Annotated in this window: 18 protein-coding genes; 8 read left to right on the top strand and 10 right to left on the bottom strand. The window is 64.9% G+C overall.

The features are described 5' to 3' along the window. Positions 1 to 47 precede the first annotated feature (47 nt). On the bottom strand, positions 48 to 887 hold the full coding sequence (locus tag ACXPWS_RS11705; RefSeq protein ID WP_458712589.1) for an alpha/beta hydrolase: 840 nt from the start codon (positions 885 to 887) through the stop codon (positions 48 to 50). A 111-nt stretch (positions 888 to 998) separates the two neighbouring features. On the opposite strand from ACXPWS_RS11705, the gene ACXPWS_RS11700 reads away from it, so the two are divergent. The 3 genes from ACXPWS_RS11700 (at position 999) to ACXPWS_RS11690 (ending at position 2,733) form a co-directional block, all read left to right on the top strand. Then, complete coding sequence (locus ACXPWS_RS11700) at positions 999 to 1,574, top strand: TetR/AcrR family transcriptional regulator (RefSeq protein ID WP_458712588.1); 576 nt, start codon at positions 999 to 1,001, stop codon at positions 1,572 to 1,574. A gap of 97 nt (positions 1,575 to 1,671) precedes the next feature. Next, positions 1,672 to 1,821, top strand: a complete 150-nt coding sequence (locus ACXPWS_RS11695) for a hypothetical protein (RefSeq protein WP_458712587.1) — start codon at positions 1,672 to 1,674, stop codon at positions 1,819 to 1,821. Between the two features lie 51 nt (positions 1,822 to 1,872). Next, positions 1,873 to 2,733 carry an adenylate/guanylate cyclase domain-containing protein gene (locus ACXPWS_RS11690; protein ID WP_458712586.1) on the top strand — a complete coding sequence of 287 codons (861 nt, stop codon included), beginning with the start codon at positions 1,873 to 1,875 and terminating at the stop codon, positions 2,731 to 2,733. A gap of 178 nt (positions 2,734 to 2,911) precedes the next feature. Here the strand turns inward: ACXPWS_RS11690 and ACXPWS_RS11685 are convergent, their stop codons facing one another. The 7 genes from ACXPWS_RS11685 to ACXPWS_RS11655 all read right to left on the bottom strand — a co-directional run bounded on the left by ACXPWS_RS11685 (position 2,912) and on the right by ACXPWS_RS11655 (position 10,913). Continuing rightward, on the bottom strand, positions 2,912 to 3,697 hold the full coding sequence (locus tag ACXPWS_RS11685; RefSeq protein ID WP_458712585.1) for a 2-keto-4-pentenoate hydratase: 786 nt from the start codon (positions 3,695 to 3,697) through the stop codon (positions 2,912 to 2,914). A 224-nt stretch (positions 3,698 to 3,921) separates the two neighbouring features. Beyond that, positions 3,922 to 4,584, bottom strand: coding sequence for a nuclear transport factor 2 family protein (locus ACXPWS_RS11680; RefSeq protein ID WP_458712584.1), 663 nt, complete (start codon positions 4,582 to 4,584; stop codon positions 3,922 to 3,924). A gap of 305 nt (positions 4,585 to 4,889) precedes the next feature. Beyond that, positions 4,890 to 5,900 carry an NAD-dependent epimerase/dehydratase family protein gene (locus ACXPWS_RS11675; RefSeq protein WP_458713499.1) on the bottom strand — a complete coding sequence of 337 codons (1,011 nt, stop codon included), beginning with the start codon at positions 5,898 to 5,900 and terminating at the stop codon, positions 4,890 to 4,892. A gap of 136 nt (positions 5,901 to 6,036) precedes the next feature. Beyond that, positions 6,037 to 6,906 (bottom strand): helix-turn-helix domain-containing protein, encoded by an 870-nt coding sequence (locus ACXPWS_RS11670; protein ID WP_458712583.1) that lies wholly within the window; start codon positions 6,904 to 6,906, stop codon positions 6,037 to 6,039. 238 nt (positions 6,907 to 7,144) lie between these two features. Beyond that, positions 7,145 to 8,128, bottom strand: coding sequence for an FAD binding domain-containing protein (locus ACXPWS_RS11665; RefSeq protein ID WP_458712582.1), 984 nt, complete (start codon positions 8,126 to 8,128; stop codon positions 7,145 to 7,147). Next, positions 8,125 to 8,661, bottom strand: coding sequence for a 2Fe-2S iron-sulfur cluster-binding protein (locus tag ACXPWS_RS11660; protein ID WP_458712581.1), 537 nt, complete (start codon positions 8,659 to 8,661; stop codon positions 8,125 to 8,127). The genes ACXPWS_RS11665 and ACXPWS_RS11660 overlap by 4 nt, the downstream gene beginning before the upstream one ends. Further along, positions 8,661 to 10,913: a xanthine dehydrogenase family protein molybdopterin-binding subunit gene (locus ACXPWS_RS11655; RefSeq protein ID WP_458712580.1), complete on the bottom strand. Its 2,253-nt coding sequence runs from the start codon at positions 10,911 to 10,913 to the stop codon at positions 8,661 to 8,663. Before ACXPWS_RS11655 ends, ACXPWS_RS11660 begins: the two co-directional genes overlap by 1 nt. Before the next feature lie 126 nt (positions 10,914 to 11,039). Here ACXPWS_RS11655 and ACXPWS_RS11650 point away from each other — a divergent pair, with 126 nt between their 5' ends. Further along, positions 11,040 to 12,047: an alpha/beta hydrolase gene (locus ACXPWS_RS11650; protein ID WP_458712579.1), complete on the top strand. Its 1,008-nt coding sequence runs from the start codon at positions 11,040 to 11,042 to the stop codon at positions 12,045 to 12,047. Here the strand turns inward: ACXPWS_RS11650 and ACXPWS_RS11645 are convergent. Continuing rightward, positions 12,037 to 14,799, bottom strand: a complete 2,763-nt coding sequence (locus tag ACXPWS_RS11645) for a helix-turn-helix transcriptional regulator (RefSeq protein ID WP_458712578.1) — start codon at positions 14,797 to 14,799, stop codon at positions 12,037 to 12,039. The genes ACXPWS_RS11650 and ACXPWS_RS11645 overlap by 11 nt on opposite strands. Before the next feature lie 5 nt (positions 14,800 to 14,804). Continuing rightward, positions 14,805 to 15,701 (bottom strand): alpha/beta hydrolase, encoded by an 897-nt coding sequence (locus ACXPWS_RS11640; RefSeq protein ID WP_458712577.1) that lies wholly within the window; start codon positions 15,699 to 15,701, stop codon positions 14,805 to 14,807. 374 nt (positions 15,702 to 16,075) lie between these two features. On the opposite strand from ACXPWS_RS11640, the gene ACXPWS_RS11635 reads away from it, so the two are divergent. From ACXPWS_RS11635 to ACXPWS_RS11620, 4 genes are read left to right on the top strand one after another with little or no spacing between them, the layout of a single operon-like run. Then, positions 16,076 to 17,140, top strand: a complete 1,065-nt coding sequence (locus ACXPWS_RS11635) for a cupin domain-containing protein (protein WP_458712576.1) — start codon at positions 16,076 to 16,078, stop codon at positions 17,138 to 17,140. Positions 17,141 to 17,167: 27 nt separating this feature from the next. Then, positions 17,168 to 17,995 (top strand): alpha/beta fold hydrolase, encoded by an 828-nt coding sequence (locus ACXPWS_RS11630; RefSeq protein WP_458712575.1) that lies wholly within the window; start codon positions 17,168 to 17,170, stop codon positions 17,993 to 17,995. Between the two features lie 11 nt (positions 17,996 to 18,006). Beyond that, entirely contained in the window at positions 18,007 to 19,098 is a 1,092-nt protein-coding gene (locus tag ACXPWS_RS11625) for an NADH:flavin oxidoreductase/NADH oxidase (protein WP_458712574.1), read from the top strand. Between the two features lie 55 nt (positions 19,099 to 19,153). After that, positions 19,154 to 20,281 (top strand): FAD binding domain-containing protein, encoded by a 1,128-nt coding sequence (locus tag ACXPWS_RS11620; RefSeq protein WP_458712573.1) that lies wholly within the window; start codon positions 19,154 to 19,156, stop codon positions 20,279 to 20,281. Positions 20,282 to 20,301: the final 20 nt, after the last annotated feature.

Raw genomic sequence — 20,301 nt, 5'->3', positions numbered from 1 at the left:
ACGCGCCCGGTCGCCATCTCGGTGACCGGGCGCGTGCGCGGAGCATTTCAGAATCGGGCGATGAACTTCAGTACGGTGTCGGCCACCTCGCGCCAGCCGTTGTCGACCACCAAAGAGTGCCCACGCCCGGCGAACTGGACGAACTCGGTGACATTCGGATTCTTCTTGTACAGCTTGTAGGAGGCCTTCGCGATGGCCGGCGGCACGGTGTGGTCCAACTCGCCGGAAATGACCAGCAGCGGCCCCCGGCCGGGGTTCTTGGTGTCGACCTTCGTCGCCGACGCCGGGTTGAAATTGGCGACTGCCGCCTGAAACAACGGCCGGCCCGGGCCGGCAACCGAGTACCGCTCATAGAGCCGGTTGGATTCGTCCTCGGATACCGCATTGCCGAAGGCGAACCGGAACTGCTTGGGTGTCAGTGCAATCGAACGGCTGAAGTTCAGCGGATTGCCGAGCACGGGGAACGACGATCGCAGAGCCGCCAAGGGCAGTGGCAACACCCCGCGGAACGGAGCCGGGTCGATGGCAACCGAGGCCTTGGCCAGGCCCAGTCCGGCGAGCTTCTGGGTGAGCAGTCCACCGAACGAGTGTCCGATGATGATCGGTTTGCGATCCAGTGCCCCGATGACGTCGAGGTAGTGGTCGGTGATCTCGGCGATGCCCTTGCCTGCGAACACCGACGGGTCACGACGGGCCTCGGCGGTGGTGTCCGGGTCATCGGGCCAACCGGGTGCCAGGGTGATGAAACCCTGTTCCTCGAACAGCGCCCGCCAGGGTTCCCAGCTGTCGGGCAGCAGCCACAGCCCGTGTACGAACACGACGGGCTGAGCCCCCGATTGGTTGGCGCGGTCGATCTCGGCCTTCTCGCGGGCGGTGATGGTGGACATCGGCTTCTCCTCAGGTAGAAAGAACGATCATTCTGCTGGTGTAACCACCCGTCCCGCATATCTGTTCCCGATACCAGAAAGAACGTTCTGGCCGCAGGTATCGTCGGTGGCATGGCCTCCAGCCCCGCCGCGTCGCAGCCGCGTGAGCGGTTACTCCGGACCGCCACCGAGCTGTTCTATCGGGAAGGCATTCATTCCGTCGGGGTCGATCGCATCCTTGCCGAAGCCGGGGTCACTCGCGCCACCATGTACCGGCACTTCAAGGGCAAAGAAGACCTGGTCACGGCGTATCTTGCCGCGGAGGACGCGACGATCCGCGGCTACTTCGCCTCAGCCGAAGCTGCCGCAGGCCCCGAGTCCGACATGCTCGAACTCGTCATCGACGGCATCGCCGAAGACATCGCGCGCTACCACACCCGGGGCTGTCCCTTCATCAATGCCGCCGCCGAGTACCCCGACCCTGACAGCCCCATCCGCAGGTTGATCTCGGCGCACCGAAGCTGGTTCCGCAGCGCCCTCGAGCAAGCCGCCACCGGCCGTGACAAACCGGCGGAGATCGCCGCCTCGCTGGCGCTGCTGCGGGACGCCGCGCTGGTCGGCGGCTATCTCGATGGGATCGAGCACACCAAACCCGCGTTCGTGCGGTCCGCCCGGCAGGTAGCCGGGCTGACGTCGCCGGACCGCTAGCCCGGGTGTGAGAAGACCGCTGATCGGGTATGCGAACTGTGTCGGTATAAGAACGTCGGTATAAGAACCTCGTGCCACAACATGTTTGAGGGATGTCATGGGCTATCCGTTCTCCCCCTGGGACCAGCGCACTACTCGGCAGTGGGGCGGTCGGCCGGTCCGGCATCGGCCGCTCGCCCGGTTGTGGGTCGCGCTCGGGTTCACGGTGGCCGTCGTGGTGGCGCTCGGGCTCGTCGTGCTGACCTGACCTGTCCGTCGCTCATACTGGTCTCGTGACGACACCAGCCGCGAGACAACGTTGAACACCGTCGTCAGTGCGGCGATCATCGCCGTGGCGTGCGCCGGCCTGATTACGTTGACCGTGCTGCTGATCGTGGCACGAAGGCAGCTCAACGGCGCCCGGCGCGAACTGGAACGGCTGCGCCGCGAAAGTCCCCGCCGGCGCAAGCCCCGCGGACTCGCGCCCGTCGCGATCAAGACCGTCTGGCAGGCCGCGGACTCACTGATCAACAAGGGTGTCCGTGCCACCGTGCGCAATTCGATCGAGGACCTGGCCGGGTGGGCCCGGGTGGAGCGCCCCGACCTGGCCAGGCTGACCGCCGACGGCCAGGCGGTCATCGTGTTCTCCGATATCGAGCGCTCCACCGAACTCAACGATGCACTCGGGGACCGGGAGTGGGTGAAACTCCTTGAGCGGCATAACAAACTGTTCTATGCGCAGGTAGAAAAGCACGGTGGGCACGTGGTCAAGAACCAGGGCGACGGCTTCATGCTCGCTTTTGCCGATCCCCGTCAGGCGCTGCGCTGCAGCCTCGACGTGCAGCAGGCTCTGTCCGTCAATCCGGAGCGCTGGGACGATATCCGGGTCCGCATGGGAATCCACATGGGCTCATCGGTCCGGCGCGGCGACGATCTCTTCGGGCGCAACGTGGCCATGGCGGCGAGGGTGGCCGGCCTCGCCGAAGGTGGCGAGGTCCTCGTCAGCGAGGCTGTATACCACGCCGTCGGCAAGATGGCGGGCGCGGAATTCGGCCTGCCGCGCGACGTCGAATTGAAGGGCCTGCAGGGCCGCCACACGGTGTACGCCGTGCGGACCGACAACCGGAGTCTGGAAGCGATTCGGTCCAAATCACCCGAAGGCGGTGGCCTCGCGCGCTGACGGATGCGGCGCGGCGGCGCCTGAGGCACCCATGCCCGCACCTATGTGCAGCACGCGCGTAACCGCGCCGCACGCCGGCCGGAAATTGCAATCTCTGGCGATGTGGCGCAGCGCATTCCGGTCGAGATATCGCGGTGCCATCATGCCCACCGCAGTTGGTTACCCGTGAGCACTCGTCTCATTCAAATCTCAAGCGAACCGAAGTGCGCCCATCGAAATCGGCGATGAAGCGATCGCCGGGCCGTGCGTCGACCGCGCGCAGACAGGAACCGGGCAATACAAGATCGCCGGCTTTGAGCTGCACACCGAAGCGATCGGCCTCTTCAGCGAGCCAGGCCACCGCCGCCAACGGACTCCCGAGCACGGCATCACTGCGCCCCCTCGCGACGACCTCACCGTTGCGCTCAAGCGTCAAATCGATCGATTTGATATCGACATCGTCGGGCAAGAGCCGGTCTTCGCCGAGCACCCATCCCCCGGACGAGGCGTTATCCGCGATCGTGTCACACAGCGTGATCTGCCAGTCCTTGATGCGGCTGTCGATTATCTCGATCGCAGGCACAAAAGCGGCGGTCGCCGAGAGCACGTCTTCCTGAGTGCATCCCTTTCCGGAGAGATCACGGGCAAGGATTACCCCGATCTCAACCTCTACGCGTGGCGACAAGAATCGGCCGGCCTTGACCGGAGCCTCTTCGAGAACCTTCGTATCGTCGAGCAGATGCCCGAAATCGGGCTCGTCAACGCCCATCATCTCTTGCATGGCCACACTGGACAGACCGACCTTGTATCCGACGACCCAAGTGCCTCCCGCAATCCGTCGCCGGATGTTGATCATCTGAATCTCATAGGCATCCTCGACATCGAGGTCGGCATGCCTGTCGCTCAATGACACCGCCGGAATTCCGATGCGTTCGGCCCGCAAGAGATCGGACGCGAGGTCGCGCCGCTTGGCTTCGGTCAGCACGGGGACCTCCGCACGTCGCAGCCAGGGCGGGATACCCGCCGACCCGCGCAAAGTACTGACCTATCGGATCTCTGGTTCACGTACCCCCCTTTGGCCGAGCGCAAGCTCGTCCAGCACGTCGACTATACGACAATGGTCATTGATTATGTAACAAGTTGCGAGCGCGACCGCACGTCGGCCAGCCGGCGTGATGCGCCAGCTGGCCGACCAGTGCGGCTTGCCAACTACCCCCCGACGATGGCCTTGACCTTTGCGGCAACGTCGAGCAGCGACGCATTCGCCTGGATCACAGCGCCATCGGCCGGATTGATCAGGTCGATACGGGTCCGGGTCAGCTTTGAAGTCTTGACCACCCATTTGCCGTTGGTCTTCACATAGGTGTCGTTGTAGTGACCGTATCCGTGCACTCCGAGTGTCCCACCGAAAACAAGGACGTCCTCAAGCGTCCACAGTCCCGATGCCGTTGTGGCAGAGTTTATTTTGATGTGCGGGTCGGTGCCTTGATGATGCGTGGTAGCTCCGCCCAGGGTGAGCTTGAGGAATGCGATGAACGAATCCCTGCCGTAGAAGATCGGACCTGCACTACAGGTGGTGTCCTCCACGACGTTCGGGTCGAGCAAAGTGCTCAAGCCGTCCCAATTCTTGGCATCGATATTGGAGAAGTAGGTCGCCTTGAGTTGCTTGATGGCGTCGACCTCAACACCCGAATCGTCACCAGGCGAAGAAAAGCCACACAGACTGGGCAGCGGCAGGACCGGGTCCGCGCTGGAGACCGGGGCGCCTACCCCTCCCAGCATCATGGCCGCCGCTCCGACAGCCACAGCACCGCGAACCAGGTGTTGCCGAAGGCCCGTGTGAGCTATCAGGTTGGTCAATTTTACGGGCATATTTATACTCTTCCTTGAGTTTTGAAGTGGTCAAGCAGGTCGTGTGCCCGCAATGTGGAGACGGTGCTGCTTGTCGGCGAGCACCGACATCCTGGTACGTCAGCTTGAAGCTTGTGCGGATCGCACCTTCAAGCCTCAAACATTTATTCAACTTTTTGAGTCGAATATTTGAAGGCTAGGCACGCGCTCCGGTGGCGTCAAGTGTCAATGCGCGGCGTGTCGGCACCAAACCCTGTGGACGTGACATTATCCAAATCGCTTAATTAGAAACGTATTTGGGTGGCGGCACGCCCGGTGGGTACCAGTCAGTTCGATTGCGCCGCGAAGAACTCAGCGGCTTCACGTATCGCGATATCGACGCCGCTGGGCTCCCAGCCGAGCTCTCGGGTGGCTTTGCCATGGTCCAGCGCGGACATGAGTTCTGCCATTCGTATACCGACGACGGCGAAAGGCAGGTCGCGCTTGAGAAGGCGACTGGCCAGATCGTTGATATGTGCGGCCAGGTAGAGCAGCCATAGCGGAACACTCATACGAGGTGGCCGCCTGCCCACTGCGGTGGCCGCGATGGTGTGAACTTCGCGGGTGCTCAGATAGCGGTCGGAAATGATGTAACGCTCCCCGACCTTGCCGCGTTCGGCCGCGAGCAGCATTGCGCGTGCGGCATCTTTGATACCGACGACCTCCGACGAGAAATCAAGATAGAAAGGGAATCTGCCGGCGGCGACACGCGCGATGAGCGAACCGTGCGGCGTCGGCTGCCAATCGCCGGGACCGTATGTGGTCGATATGCACAACGCGACGCCGGGCAGTTTCTTCTCACGAGAATAGTGCAGCAACAGGTTCTCGGCCTGTACCCGACTGTCGATGTACGCCCCGCCGTCGGTCCAGTTGTGGGCATCGTCCTCGGTCACCAGCTTGCTATCGCTGATGGCGAGGGTGCCGGTGGTGCTGGTGAACACAAACCTGTGTAGGTCTGCGCCCACGGCGGCATCGAGAACGTGCCGCAAGCCCTCGACATTGGTGCGATACAACGGAGCCGGCTGGCGTAGCCACATCCGGGCATCGACCACGCAGTAGAAGACGACATCGCATCCGGTCATCGCGGCGGCCAGCGCGGCATCGTCGAAGACATCCCCGTAACAGCGCTCAACCGCAAGGTCATCGATGCCTCGGGTGTCACTGGTACCGCGAAGCATGACACGGACATCGTGGCCCGCTTCGACAAGCTGTCGGGTGACATGCGAGCCAAGGAATCCACTGGCCCCGATCACCAGCTTCTTCGGCGACGTGGCGGCACCGCCGTTGCGCTCAGTCATCCCGCCACCACCCACGGATCGAGCCCTCGACGGCGGCGCGACCGTCGCTAGTGAAGGCGATTATCCAACTTACGAACTTGAATATATGAAATTAGCGCAGTGCACATTCCGCGTCAACGAGCCGAGGCGAGGGTTGTCATGAGGCCTGTGCGGTGATTGCGTCGGCCTGGAGCCGCAGGCGACGTCCGATCTGTTCTATCTTGCGTGCAGAAAGGTCGGCAAAAGGGTGCACGCCGATGTTGTGGGTGACACGGCCACCTGAATTGAAGACCGGCGCGGTGATGGAACCGACGTAGTGGCGCTGTCGACCACTGGCGGTGGCGGGAGGCTTTGGGCCGCCGGTCATCTCAAGTAGGACTTGGTCGAGATGGTCCCGCATGGAATCAGAAAGTGCCTCGGCCTGCAGCTTGGTCATCGCTGGAAGCGCCGACACCATCTCCGGGCTCGAGTGTTCCACGCTGTAACCCTGAGCATGGGTCTCATCCAGAAACTGCTCGAGTTGAGCGTGAAATGCCGGGCTGTTCACTCCGCTGCGCTGGATCCAGGCCTGACGTTCGTCCGCCGGTTCCCACGCAGCGAATGCGGGCCCGAACGGTGCGGCGAAGGGTATTCGGTCTCCGGCCTCGGGGTCCCATCGCTGATCGGGCCCATTGGCTCCGGTCACGAACGCGATGATCACCAGCTGGTTGCCCGCGCGTTCCGACACGGACGTCGCATAGCCGGTATCGGCAGTAGCAGCGTGTGCGGCGGCATTCAGGCTCGAACCGTACTGATCCATCTGCTTGATCAGGCCGACCAGCGCTCCACCGATCGCATAGGTCTTGGTGACGGGATCGCGCGACACCCAGCCCGCGTCGACGAGCTCCTTCATGATGGCGAAGGCGGTCGCCTGGTTGAGATCCAGTGCTTTCACGATATCGCTGAGCCGGGTGGACAGATCACGTCGTTCGGTCAGCAGTTCAATGATCTCGACGACCCGACGGGTCGGCGGGGACGAACTGGCCACTTGAACTCCTGCTGCGCGGTTGTCGATTATCCAAATAGTACTGGTAGATGGGTACGTCGAGCGAGCCCTCATCTACCTAGCCTGGGGTCTTCGTTGTCCCCACCGAACCCTCGGCGCCGATCGAGAACACGTCGTGGTCGCGCAAACCGTGTTCGGGTTGGAACAGCCACTGCACGGCGGTCCAATTTGTGTCCAGGCGACGGGTCTCGATCGCTTCACGCCTGCTGTCGGCCTCGGTCTACCGGTCGATCGCCGCCAGGGTCAGCGCCCGCACCACACTATGACGGCCCAGGTCGACCTTGAATTCGTTCTGATCGAGGGGTTGCGCGCCGGACATGGCGAGCTGCGCGGCGGCGTGAAACGCCTCCGCAGACGGCCGCTTACCGATAAGGCTTGCTTCGGCGTCGTGCAGCCGCCACGGGGTGGCGGCCACCCCACCAAGCGCAAGGGCGGCAGCGGTGATGACTTCGCCGTCGATCTGTAGTCCTGCGGCAACGGAGACGAGCGCGAATGCATAACTGTGCCGGTCACGAACCTTCAGGTACCAGGAGTGATCGGCGAACAGGGATGGCGGAAGTTCGATCCCCACTATGAGGTCGTGCGGTCGCAGGGTGTTGTCGATATGAGGGGTCTGGCCGGGCAGAGAGAAGAATTCATCGATCGGGATGGTCCGTCGGCCGGAGGTGCCCTGCACATGGATGACGGCCTCCAGTATCGCCAGGGCGACTGCCATGTCCGACGGATGGATCGCCACGCATTCTTCGCTGGCCCCGAAGATGGCGTGCTCGCGGTGGAATCCGTGGCGTGCGGCGCATCCACTTCCCGGGTTGCGCTTGTTGCATTCCGCGAAGACGGTTTGCATGAAGTAGGGGCATCGCGTGCGTTGCAACAGGTTTCCACCTGTGGTGGCCATATTTCGCAACTGCGTGGTGGCGCCGCTGAGAATGGCATGCGACAGCACCGGGTACTGGGTACGGATGAGTCGGTGGTTGGCCAGCGCGCTGTTGGTGACGCCCGCCTCGACGAACACTCCCCCGGCCTCGGTCTCGGTGATCGACGTCAGGCCGAGTCGCCGGAGATCGACGAGACCGCTTGGCTGTTCGACGCCGCCCTTCATCAGGTCGATCAGGTTGGTTCCGCCGGCGAGGTATTTCGCTCCGTCGGCGGCTGCGCCGATGGCGTCCTCGACGGAGGCAGCGTGCCGGAAGTCGAAGGTCTTCATGCCGACCGGTCTTCGGCCACGGTCTCGATGGCCTCGACGATGTTGGCATATGCGCCGCAGCGACAGATGTTGCCGGCCATGCGTTCTCGGATTTCAGGGCCGCTCAGGCGCGGGCAGCCGGTGATCACGTCCGACCGGGTGCCATCGAAGGTGGCCAGGCTCAGGTCGCCACGCCGGTGTTCGGCCAGCATCGCGTGAGCTGACGAGATCTGCCCCGGTGTGCAGTAGCCGCACTGGAGTCCATCGCAATCGAGGAACGCCTGTTGCAGTGGGTGCAGGTCGTCGCCGTCAGCGATTCCTTCGATAGTCAAGACGTCAGATCCGTCGACGGATACTGCCAGGGTCAGGCAGCTGACCACACGTTCACCGTCCACGGACACCGTGCAGGCGCCGCACAGACCGTGGTCGCAGCCCTTTTTGGTTCCGGTGAGATGCAGCCGCTCGCGCAACAGGTCGAGCAGGGTGGATCGCACGTCGGTCTTCATCTGGTGGACGTCGCCGTTGATGCACAGCTGTACGGTGTGGCTGCCCATCACGACTCGCTACCTGGTGCGCGGTACGGAGTCATCAAGTCCTCCAAGGTAATCGGGAGATGGCGAAGTCGTTTTCCGGTGGCGTGGTGGACGGCGTTGGCAATGGCCGCCGGGACGCCACAGGTACCGATCTCACCGATGCCGCGCACCCCGATCGGATCGAGGCCGTAGTCGGGATGATCCAGAAAGGAGATGTCGAATTCAGGGCGGTCGGCATGGGTGGGAAGGTAGTACTCGCCAATCGGCAAAGCTGTGGCCTGGTCGTAGGGAATCTGTTCGAGCAGCGCCATGCCGAGCCCGAAGGTGATGCCCCCCATCACCTGGTTGCGGGCCAGCTTCGGATTGAGCACGCGGCCACAATCCATGACTGCGACCCAACGGGTGACCGTGGCACGCCCGATGGTTTCGTCGACCTCGACCTCGCAGAAATGCGCTCCGAAGGATTGAAATGCCAGCGCGGTCTGGTCCCCGGCATCGCTGCCGACCGTGAAGCTCAGTCGATCGCGGTATGCGGCAGTGACCGCCGGGCTGCAACCGGCGACGTCGATCGACGCCGAGTCCGCGCCAGAGAAGCCAGAGTCGGGATCGTCGACCAATGCGGCGATGAAACGGCGTTTCCATTCCGCGGCAGCCGCGAAGACCGCGGATCCCACCGTAGCGGTGGTTTGCGACGCGCCACTGTAGGGCGCCGCCGGGAACGTGGAGTCACCCGACAGGAAGCTCACCCGGTCCATCGGAAGCCCGGTGACATCAGCGGCGACCTGCGTCATCACGGTGCGCACTCCGTTGCCTACTTCATGTGTGGCCGAGGAGAATTGCACGAAACCGTGCGAATCGGTGGCGACTCGGCAGCCGGCCGCCATCCGCCGTCCCGGATAGGTCGCGGTGGACATGCCCCAACCGACCTGGGCGCCGCTGCGTTGCAACGATCGAGGCGCGGCAGGGCGGTCGTTCCAGCCGAACCGTCGCGCCCCTTCCTCGTAACACTCCAGCAGGTGCTTTCCCGACCACGGTTTTCCACCGGCCTGGTCGATGTCGGCGTGATTGCGAATCCGAAGTGCCAGCGGATCAAGGTCGGCCCGCTCGGCGAGCTCGTCGATGGCGACCTCCAGCGCGAACAGACCTGGCGCCTCCCCCGGCCCACGCATGAAACAGGGGGTCGGCGCGTTGATTCGGGCCGTGCGGTGTGAGACCACCAGGTGTGGGGAGTTGTACAGGAACCGGCTGGACAGGCCGGCAGGCTCACAGAAGTGGGCCACGGTGGATGTCTCGGTCAACGTGTGGTGTTCGGTACTCAGAATGTGACCGGCATCGTCGGCAAGCAGGGTCACGTCCTGCTCGGTGCGTGGACGGTGACCGGTCGAGGTGAACATCTGATCGCGGGTCAGGACGACCTTGACCGGTCGATTGGTATGCCTCGCAACAACCGCGCACAACACGACGTGCATCCACAGGAAGCTCTTCGATCCGAATGCGCCACCCACCAAAGGGGAAAGGATGCGTATCCGATCTTCTGGGATATCGAGGTATGCAGCCAACGCGGTGCGTTCGCCGGCGATCCATCGGGTGCTGTCATGGACGGTGAGGTGCTCGCCCTCCCACTGCGCGATGGTGGCCGACAACTCGATCGGATAGTGCGCATGCATCGGGGTGGTGTACCGCGAGGCGACGCGGAGCGACGCGTCTTCCGCACTGGGTGGATCCCCGCGCTGGTCCTGCAGTTTCTCCTCCTCCAGTTTGACGAAGTGATCGGGCAGATAACTGCCATGCCGGATTTGACCGTGCGTCCCGTCCGGTGCCGCCGGCTGGTTCAGCACCATTCGAGCGGTCAGTTGCGCAGGCGCCCCCTCGTATTCGAGGGCGAACATCGATGCTGCTGCAGTGGCGTTCTCCAGAGTGTCGGCGACCACCATCGCCATGTGCTGCCCGACGTGTTGAACGGTCAGGTCCGAGAGTGGCGGGCGCCGTTCCAACGGCAGGTCGAAAGTCAGGTCCTCCGGCAGCACGTGGAGCACCGGGCAGTTCAAGGGCGTCAGGACATGCAAGATCCCGGGTGCTGCACCGGCACGGTCGGCACTGTCCCGCAGGGACTTCTCCGTCACGCGGCCGTGTGCGATATCGGCTTGCACCAGGACCGCGTATGCCAGGCCGGGAATCTCGACGTCAGCGGTGTAGCGGGCGCGCCCGGTCACCTTGTCCGCACCTTCGACGCGGCTGACCGGCCGTCCTACGCTGTCTGGTGCCGTCGGCATGTGCGCTGACCTTCCTGTGCGTGTCCCTTCAAGGTTGGACGGCGCCCCGCCTCACGTCATCAGTCATGTGACTGATGACTGCGACTGGTTCAGACTGGGAATGTGTGCGGCGGAGAGGGCTGAGACATGACGGCGAATCCGCACGGCGTTGCTCTCGATCCAGCGGCTGCAGCCTTTGTCGCCGCCGCAGACTCGCAGCGGAACACGAATGACCGGCGGCCGCCGGAAGCGCGGCAGGCGGTGTTCGCCGATGTCCAGCGCGGACTCGCGGACATGTCCGGTGCCGAGGTCACCGAGCGCCGGGTCACGATCGACATCCCAGATCACGGCCCGCTGCCAATCCACCTCGTCGAGCCGGCCGTTGCCGAGCGGCCGTTGCCGGCGATGCTGTATCTGCTTGGTGGCGGCTGGGGCGGCGGCGGTGGGTCGACCCACGACGGGATCGTGGGCGAGTTGGCCACCCGCGCGGGTGTGGCGGTGGTGTTGCCCGAGTACGGACGGGCGCCTGAGGCGGGGTATCCCGTCCCCGTGGAGCAGGCCTACGCGACTGCCTTGTGGATCGCCGAGAATGGCGCCGAGCATGGTTTGGACCCCACCCGGCTGGCCGTCGGCGGCGATTCCGAGGGCGCCACCCTGGCGATCGCCGTGGTCCTGATGTCGCTGCAGCGCAACGGGCCCGGGTTTCGGCAACTGGTCGCATTCACCCCGGTGACCGACGCCGACTTCGCCACACCCTCCTATCTCATGTACGGCGAGGGCTATGGTCTGCGGCGCGACGAGATGCAATCGCGCTGGGACCAATACGCCGCGGACCCGACACTTCGTGACGTGGACACCGTCTGCCCGTTACGCGCCGACGACGGTGATCTGGCAAGGTTCCCGCCGGCATTGGTCATCACGGCGGAGGCTGACGTCGTGCGGGATGAGGGCGAGGCGTTCGCTGCACGCCTGCGATCGTCGGGCGCAGTGTGTGCGGCGGTGCGTTACGAGGGGATGATCCACGACTTTGTGACTCTCGCGGCGTTGAAAAACACCAGTGCGGCCAGGGCGGCCAGGGCACAGGCAGCATCGGTGCTGCGGGCTGCCCTCACCGATCCCCGTGCGGGCGAGGATGTGTCACGGGTCAGGATGTGAACTCGCGCAGTTCATGGCGTCGCGTCACGCCGAGCTTCGGATAGACGTGATAGAGGTGCGACGCGACCGTGCGGGGCGACAGCTTCAACCGGTCGGCGATCTCCCGATTCGTCAGGCCCGAGGCAGCCAGCGAAACGATCTGTCGTTCCTGCGCCGTCAGCATGTGCAGAGCGTCGCGAGGTGCCGGATCCGCGGTGATCACCCCTGCCGCTCGTAGTTCGGCGCGCGCAATCTCGGCCAACGGTTTGGCGCCAAGGCGTTCGAAGATGTCCAAGGCGGCACAGAGCAGTGGTTTGGCCTCGGCGGGACGTCGCGATCGCCGTAGCCATTCGCCGTAGTGAAGCCGTGCCCGGGCACGTTCCAACGGCCACTCCGCACCCGCAGGGTCGAACACCGCAAGCTTGTAGTGGTGTTCGGCGCGATGCCCGGCCGTGGCAAGGGCCATGGCTTGGTGCTGTAGCAGCCGGAGCCGGGTCGGCGGCTTGATCATGACCTGGCGGCCGATCTTGGCGATGAGTGGCTGCACCTCTTCGGCACGCCCGCAGCGGGCCGCGGCCCACGCCATTTCCGCGACCGCGCGGTAGGACACCACGAAATGCGCCGGATCGGCGTTGTCGCAGAACATCGCCCGGAATCGGCGGTAGGCCTCTTCGAAATCACCGGCGGCGATCGCCATCCATCCCGACACTCGCAGAAGCGCGACTTCGGTGGCCTTCGGCGGCGACGCGGCGCCGGGGACCATTCCCTGAGCCCGCTCGAACGCCGCTGCCGCTGCGCCCAAGTCGCCTCGAAATGCATGCAATTGTGCTGTGCACGAATATACTTCGCGGTCGATCAGCGCTGCCGCATGCAGCACGCCGACTGAACCCGCCGTCGCGAGCAGGTTCGTCAACTCATCCCATCTGCCGCTGTCCAGCAACGCCCACGACAGCGGCGCCATGGCCAAGGTGAATCCGCGCAATCCGCCCAGTCTGGTCAAGTTCTCGATCGCGCCCCCGAGTTCCGCGGCGGCGATCGCGGTGTGCTCGGTGGCATAGGCCATGACACCCGCGATGAGTCGCCGCGCTGTATCGCACGACGGGTCCGGTGACGGGCGCAGCCAGGCGCGGTTGAACGCATGCGGCCGAGCGCCGGCCGAGTCCGAGGTCTCGGCATACATCGAGATGTAAGCGCATTGCAGAGCACTCGCGCCGACGGGAAAGGGCAACGAGAACTGGCTGGCCACCGTCGGCGACTCGAGATCCTTCAGCCACCTCCGCAGATCCCGGCGGTGTTCAAGATCCCCCGTATAGAACGCGGCACCCGCCGCGGCGTGCAACAGCGCCAGCCCCAGGTGCGCGTCGGAAGGCCGCCGACCGTCGAGCACGGTGCGCACGGTGTCCATTGCCTCGGCGGGGCGTCCGTCCTGAATGAGGATGGAGGCCCTGATCAGCGCCGCGAATCCGGCGACGTCGGGATCTTCTGACTCGTTGAGGGGGACCTCGGTCAGTGCGAGCGCCCACCCGGGGTCTCCCCCGAAGTTGGCCGCGCTGGCCGCCTGCGCGTAGCGCCGGGCGGCGGCGGCCCGTTCGGGACTCATCTCGGCAGCGCGCTGCAACGCCCGCGCCAACTCCAGTTCCATTCCCAGACGGGATGATTCGATCGCCGATTCTTCCAGCGTCGCGGCGATCGCCTCGTCGGGACCGGGTGCGGCCGCGGCCATATGCCACGCCCACAGGCTGTCCTTCACACCGTGACTGGCAGCCAGCGCGAGATGGGCGGCGCGCTGCTGGCCCAGGTCCCCGTCCGCGAAGGCTGCCGAACGGATGATCGCGTTGGCGAACACCACACGACGGTCGTCGGTGAATTCGACGACACCGGCAGCGCGGGCGGGCTGCCAGTATGTGTAGTCGTCACGGCAGCCCGCGGCCCGGTTGATCGCATCGATGCTCTCGTAGCCTGTCGCGGCGGCAGCCACCAGCAACAGTCTTCGGGTCCTTGCAGGCAGCGCGGCGATCTGATTGACGAAAACCGGGTGAAACGCCGCGAGTTCGTTCATGGTGGCGCCGTGAAAGGTCTTGGTCCGATTGTGACCGTAGGCCCGGGCGAATTCGATCAATGCCAAAGGGTTGCCGCGCGACCAGCGGATGATCTCGCCACGCACGCTGCGGTCGGGTTGAATCGGTTGCGCGGCGAGTAGTTCGGCTGACGCCCCGACAGACAGTGGTGCGACATCGAGCGTGTCGACGGATCTTGCGACACCCGCGAGGACGTCGCGGCGGCGGGCCGTCAGCACCGCCCGCACTCGCGTCCCGCTCAGCTGAGCGGCCACGGCAACCAGAAGTTCCCTTGTCTCGCAATCCAACTGATCGACATCATCGACGACGAGCAGAATCGGGGTGGCCACCCCCTCAAGGAGGGCCACCACCGCGTCGGCGAGCAGCGGCCCATCGCCTGCGGGAGACTCGCCACCGTCGAACAGTCGCCGCAACGAACGTTGCAACCCGGACGGCAGCTCGTCCGCATGTCCACGCAGCGGCCACAAGACACTGGCCAACCGCGGGTGAGCCGGCGACGACGATGCACCGGCAAGCCACAGCACCCGCACGCTGACATCTGCGTCAGCGACGACATGGCGAAGCAACGCGGTCTTTCCGATACCCGCCTGGCCGAAGACGATCAGAGCGGGTGGGGCGCCCGAGGTGGCACCAACCGTCGCCGACAGTCTGGCGATGACGTCGGCCCGGCCGATGAGGTGCGACGTGTGATTCACCGTCGTCATCGTGCCAACGCCTCGGAGAGAAACCAGGCACCCTGCTCGATGGCCGCGCGGGTCGGCGGACTGTCCGCCAGCTGTCTCAGCACGACAAAGTCGTGCACGGTGCCCAGATAGCGGACCGCCGTCACATCCACCCCCGCCTGACGGAGCCTGGCGGCGAAACCCGCTCCCTCGTCGCGAACGACGTCCGCCTCCGCCGTGACCACCATCGTCGGCGGCAGTCCGGCCAGGTCATCGTGCGTCGCGTACAGCGGTGACACGGTGGGGCATTCGACATCACCATCGCAGTACTGATCCCAATACCACGCCTGCTCGGCACTGCTGATCAGTCCGCCCGTGCCGAACGTCCGGTGCGACTCCGATCGACACAGCGCGTCGGTTGGTGGGTAGAACAGGAGTTGGGCCCGAAACCGGGGCCCGCCACGGGATTTGGCCAGCATCGTCACCGCGATCGCCAACGTCGCACCGGCACAGTCGCCGGCGATCGCGAGCCGCTTGGCGTCGAGCGCGAGGTCGGCTGCATGGGCGTGAACCCACAGCAACGCCGCGTAGCACTCCTCCAAAGCGACGGGATAACGAGCTTCGGGCGTGCGGCTGTACTCGGGAACCACCATCGCCACCCGGCAGCTCAGCGCGAATTCGCAGATGACCTCGGCATGCGTGTCGGCATCGCCGAACATCCACCGGCCGCCGTGGGCGTAGAACACCGCCGGCAGCGGACCCCCGACATCGGCCGGCCGCACGATCCAGAATCCAGTCAACCCCGACGGACCCACCTCGGCGGTGTGAAAGTGCGCCACGGTCCCCGGCCGCTCGATGGCGGACTGCTGCGCCTCGCGCAGCGCCAGACGTCCGTCGCCGGGCCCCAAGTCGCGCAGTGTCGGAGGCGTCCGCATTGCTTCGAGCAAGTCTGCGGTCGCGGGGTCCAGGACCACGCCATCAGGTAATCGATCCGAAGTCACGTCGCGCCTCGCCGCCCTGACGCGGCGTGGACCGCCGCGTGATCTGACAGATGATATGCGTCCCGGAATGAAACGGCTTTGCATCGTCAAGCTGTCACCACGACACCTCTACGTCATCAGTCACCCGACTGATGACGCGTGCCCTCAAACAGCCAACACTCAGGGCGAGTCGACGGCATCCGCATTACCGCTACCTGCAACCACGGAGTTACCGCTGGCAGCGCCCCCCGAGTGCCGCCAGCGTCCATGACAAACCGCCGCCCCGTCGACGAGAGTCACTCACGACACATCACAGCAGGAGGTGCAGCATGACCAGTTCCATCACCCGCAGCAGCCACGCGGTGTCACTGCTCAATGGTGAAGTCGTCGAGGAGAACGACCTGGGGTCGATGCGCCGCGTCACGGTCGACAACCTGCCCATCCTGAAGAACCTGTCGATCAAACGGGTTCTCCTCAATCCCGGCGCCATGCGTACCCCGCACTGGCACGCCAATGCCAACGAGCTCACCTACTGCGTATCCGGAACCGCACTGGTGTCGATCCTCGACAACCACAGCCAGTTCTCGACCTTCATCGTGACCGCAGGTCAGATGTTCCACATCGACTCCGGGTCGCTGCACCACATCGAGAACATCGGCACCGACGTCGCCGAATTCATCATCGCCTTCCGCAACGAACGCCCCGAGGACTTCGGATTGGGATCGACATTCGGCGCCTTCACCGACGCCGTCTTGGGCAACACCTATGACCTGCCGTCCTGCGACATGGCCAAGATCCGCCGCTCCACCTCCGACCACAAACTCGCGCCGCGGATCGGTGATCCTGACATTCCCGCGTCGGCCTACTTCAACGATCCCCACAAATTCGACGTCGAAGCACAGGAGCCCGGCCTCAACTACGTGAGCGGCAACGCGCGCTTCGCGCGAGACCAGTTCTGGCCGGCATTGAAGAACATGTCGATGTACTCGCTACGCGTGACCGAAAACGGCATGCGCGAACCGCACTGGCACCCGATCACCGGCGAAATGGGCTACGTCCGCCACGGCGACGCTCGGATGACGGTCATGAATCCCGATGGGACACTGGATACCTGGACTCTCACCACCGGTGACATGTACTTCATCCCGACGGCCTACCCGCATCACATCGAGAACATCGGCACCGACCCCTGGCACTTCCTGATCTTCTTCGACCAGCCGTTTCCAGCCGACATCGGCTATAAGGCCTCGGCGAGCGCCTACACCCGCGAGGTCCTGGCCGCCGCGTTCAACACCCATGTCGACGACCTCCCCACCTTCCCCTTCACTCCCGCCGACCCTCTGGTCGTCAGCCGCATCAACCCGGTCGACGCTCGCGGCATCGGCCCGGCCTGACAACCCCTACAGCGAGGAGCCCGAATCATGGCCACCATCACCACCACCGACGACACCGAGATCTTCTACAAGGACTGGGGCCAGGGTCAGCCCATCGTCTTCAGCCACGGCTGGCCGCTGTCCTCGGACGACTGGGACAACCAGATGCTGTACTTCCTGGCCCGGGGCTACCGTGTCATCGCCCACGACCGCCGCGGCCATGGGCGATCGACCCAGACTCCTGGTGGCCACGATCTCGACCACTATGCCGACGACTTGGCCGCTTTGGTTCACCATCTGGACCTGCGCGACACGATCCACGTGGGACACTCCACCGGCGGCGGCGAAGTAGTCCGCTACCTCGCCCGCCACGGTGAGAGCCGGGCGTCGAAAGCCGCGCTCATCAGCGCCGTGCCGCCGCTCATGGTGCAGACCGAGACAAATCCAGAAGGCCTGCCGAAGAGCGTCTTCGACGGCCTGCAGGCCCAATTGGCAGCGAACCGCTCGGAGTTCTACCGCGCGCTACCGTCGGGCCCTTTCTACAACTTCGACAAACCCGGGGTGACGCCGTCAGAGGCCATCATCGAAAACTGGTGGCGCCAGGGCATGATGGGCGACGCACTGTCGCACTACGACGGCATTGTTGCGTTCTCGCAGACCGATTTCACCGAGGACCTGAAGAAGATCACCGTCCCGACGCTGGTGATGCACAGTAGGGACGACCAGATCGTGCCCTACGTGGCATCGGGCCCGAAATCTGCTGCGCTGCTGAAGAACGGCAGCCTGAAATCTTACGGCGACAACTTCCCGCACGGCATGCCCACCACCCATGCGGACGTCATCAACGCCGACCTTCTCGAATTCCTGACGGCCTGAGGCAACCTGACATGCCACATCTGTTCTCTCCCCTGACGTTGCGGGACATCACCTACTCACACCGCGCCTGGATGTCACCGATGATGCAATTCGCCTCCGTCCCCGAGGGGCCCGACACCGGAACGCCCACAGACTGGCACCTGCAGCACCTCGGATCGCGCGCAGTGGCAGGTGCCGCCCTCGTCATGGTCGAGGCGACCGCAGTCGATCCGTCGGGGCGCAGCAGCCATCACGACCTCGGTCTGTGGAACGACCGGCAAGGTCAGTCGTTCCGCCGCATCACCGACTTCATCAAGACCCAGGGAGCGGTCCCCGGAATTCAGATCGTGCACGCCGGCCGCAAAGGCTCCACGGGCGTTCCTTGGCCTGACGACACACGTCTAGCGCACCGGGGCTGGACCACCGTCGGGCCCAGTGAGAAGCCCTTCGGGCGGCTGCCTGCGCCCACCCAGATGAGCGTCGACGACATCACCGCCACCATTGATGCTTTCGCCGCAGCGGCCCGACGCGCCGCCGCCGCCGGATTCCAGACGCTGGAAATCCATGGTGCACACGGTTATCTGATTCATCAGTTCCTCTCCCCGCACTCCAACCACCGACGCGACGACTACGGCGGACCGCTGGAGCACCGCATGCGATTCGCGCTGCAGGTCGTCGAAGCCGTCCGCGCCAACTGGCCCGAAGAACTACCGCTGTTCTTCCGGGTCTCGGCCACCGACTGGCTGGCCGGCGACACCGATGACCAACGGCCGGGATGGACGTTGGCCGACACCCTCGAACTGGCCGGGCGGCTCAAGGGACTCGGCGTCGATCTGATCGACGTGTCGTCGGGCGGGTCGGCACCCGACGCGGTGATCCCCGTGCGGCCCAGCTACCAGGTCCCGTTCTCAGCCAGGATCCGCAAGGAGATCGAGATCCCCACCGCTGCGGTCGGACTCATCACCGTGCCCGAGCAGGCCGACACCATAGTCGCCGACGGGGAGGCCGACGCCGTGTTCCTGGCCCGCGTCCTGCTGCGCAACCCCGCCTGGATACGCCACGCCGCCGACGAGCTCGGCCACGAGCTCCCCCACCCGGTGCGCTACACACGGGCGTTCCGCTGACATGCACGCCCTCGTCATAGGCGGATCGCTCGGCGGTCTCGCGTGCGCCCACGAAATGCGGTTCGCAGGAGCCGATGTCGCGGTGTACGAACGCTCGGTGGACCGGACCCAACCGCGTGGCGCAGGCATCGTCATGCAGCAGGAGGTCGCCGAGCTGCTCGCCCGGCTGGGCCGCTCGGTGCCCTCGGTCAGCGTGGCCTTGGCCGAACGCCAACAGCTACACCGTCACGGCGATCCCCACCGCTACCCGGCCCCACAGTGGATGACCGCCTGGGACACCCTCTACCACGCGCTGCGCGAGCCGCTCGAAGACAACTGCATGCGCCTGGACAGCACCCTGACCGACCTGAACCGCGACGATGCCGGGGTCACCGCGACATTCGGTGACGGTTACGCCGCCACGGGTGACTTCGTGGTCGGCGCCGACGGGATCGGGTCGACCACCCGACGCCTGTTGACCGGCCGTGACGATCTGACCTATAGCGGGTACGTCGCGTTCCGCGGCCTGGAACCTGAAGCCGACCTCCCCGAGCACCTGGTGGGGCTGCTGGCCGAACGCTTCAGCATGTTCGCCGTTCCCGGCCTGCAGATGCTGTGCTATCTGGTCCCGGGGCCAACCGGGATTCGGACGCCTGGTCAGCGACGGGTGAATTGGGTCTGGTACGTCAATACAGCGCAGTCGCGGCTCGACGGCCTGATGACCGGCCGAGGGGGCCAGCGGTTCGACCAGTTCCTGCCACCAGGCGAGCTCACCCACGACTCACTGTCGGTCCTGCTCGGACTCGCCGAGCGGGAACTCCCTGGGCCATTCGTCGAACTGATCCACGCCTCAAAGGTTTTCCTGCAACCGGTGTTCGATCTCATCCCCACCCGGATGGTCGCCGACCATGTCGCCCTGATCGGCGATGCGGCCGGCACGGTGCGACCGCACACTGCCTCGGGAACGTCCAAGGCACTCGGAGACGCCGCCGGACTGGCCGCGGCTCTCACCGGCTGGCACGGTGGCACCGCCCTTCCGGTCGACGACCTTCGCCGCTGGGAACGGACGCGGCTGTCGCATCTGCAGGCAGTGGCGGCCTCCGGGATCGGATTGGCGCAACGGTCCGGCCTCGGTCCGAGGGGTCCGCAGTACCTGCAGCCCGACCCATCCGAAAAACCCGCCGTCACTGCCGAACATCGATGACGTCGCCCCGTCAACGAGAG

It is taken from the genome of Mycobacterium sp. BMJ-28 (genome assembly GCF_054404835.1).
The sequence above is the reverse complement of the archived record's forward strand: the minus strand, read 5'-3'. Positions and strand labels throughout refer to the sequence as shown.

Bases quoted from the DNA above. Each gene is read 5' to 3' on its own strand.
- ACXPWS_RS11705 (WP_458712589.1), bottom strand. From the start codon at position 887: ATGTCCACCATCACCGCCCGCGAGAAGGCCGAGATCGACCGCGCCAAC.
- ACXPWS_RS11700 (WP_458712588.1), top strand. From the start codon at position 999: ATGGCCTCCAGCCCCGCCGCGTCGCAGCCGCGTGAGCGGTTACTCCGG.
- ACXPWS_RS11695 (WP_458712587.1), top strand. From the start codon at position 1,672: ATGGGCTATCCGTTCTCCCCCTGGGACCAGCGCACTACTCGGCAGTGG.
- ACXPWS_RS11680 (WP_458712584.1), bottom strand. From the start codon at position 4,584: ATGCCCGTAAAATTGACCAACCTGATAGCTCACACGGGCCTTCGGCAA.
- ACXPWS_RS11675 (WP_458713499.1), bottom strand. From the start codon at position 5,900: ATGACTGAGCGCAACGGCGGTGCCGCCACGTCGCCGAAGAAGCTGGTG.
- ACXPWS_RS11665 (WP_458712582.1), bottom strand. From the start codon at position 8,128: ATGAAGACCTTCGACTTCCGGCACGCTGCCTCCGTCGAGGACGCCATC.
- ACXPWS_RS11660 (WP_458712581.1), bottom strand. From the start codon at position 8,661: ATGGGCAGCCACACCGTACAGCTGTGCATCAACGGCGACGTCCACCAG.
- ACXPWS_RS11655 (WP_458712580.1), bottom strand. From the start codon at position 10,913: ATGCCGACGGCACCAGACAGCGTAGGACGGCCGGTCAGCCGCGTCGAA.
- ACXPWS_RS11650 (WP_458712579.1), top strand. From the start codon at position 11,040: ATGACGGCGAATCCGCACGGCGTTGCTCTCGATCCAGCGGCTGCAGCC.
- ACXPWS_RS11640 (WP_458712577.1), bottom strand. From the start codon at position 15,701: ATGCGGACGCCTCCGACACTGCGCGACTTGGGGCCCGGCGACGGACGT.
- ACXPWS_RS11635 (WP_458712576.1), top strand. From the start codon at position 16,076: ATGACCAGTTCCATCACCCGCAGCAGCCACGCGGTGTCACTGCTCAAT.
- ACXPWS_RS11630 (WP_458712575.1), top strand. From the start codon at position 17,168: ATGGCCACCATCACCACCACCGACGACACCGAGATCTTCTACAAGGAC.
- ACXPWS_RS11625 (WP_458712574.1), top strand. From the start codon at position 18,007: ATGCCACATCTGTTCTCTCCCCTGACGTTGCGGGACATCACCTACTCA.
- ACXPWS_RS11620 (WP_458712573.1), top strand. From the start codon at position 19,154: ATGCGGTTCGCAGGAGCCGATGTCGCGGTGTACGAACGCTCGGTGGAC.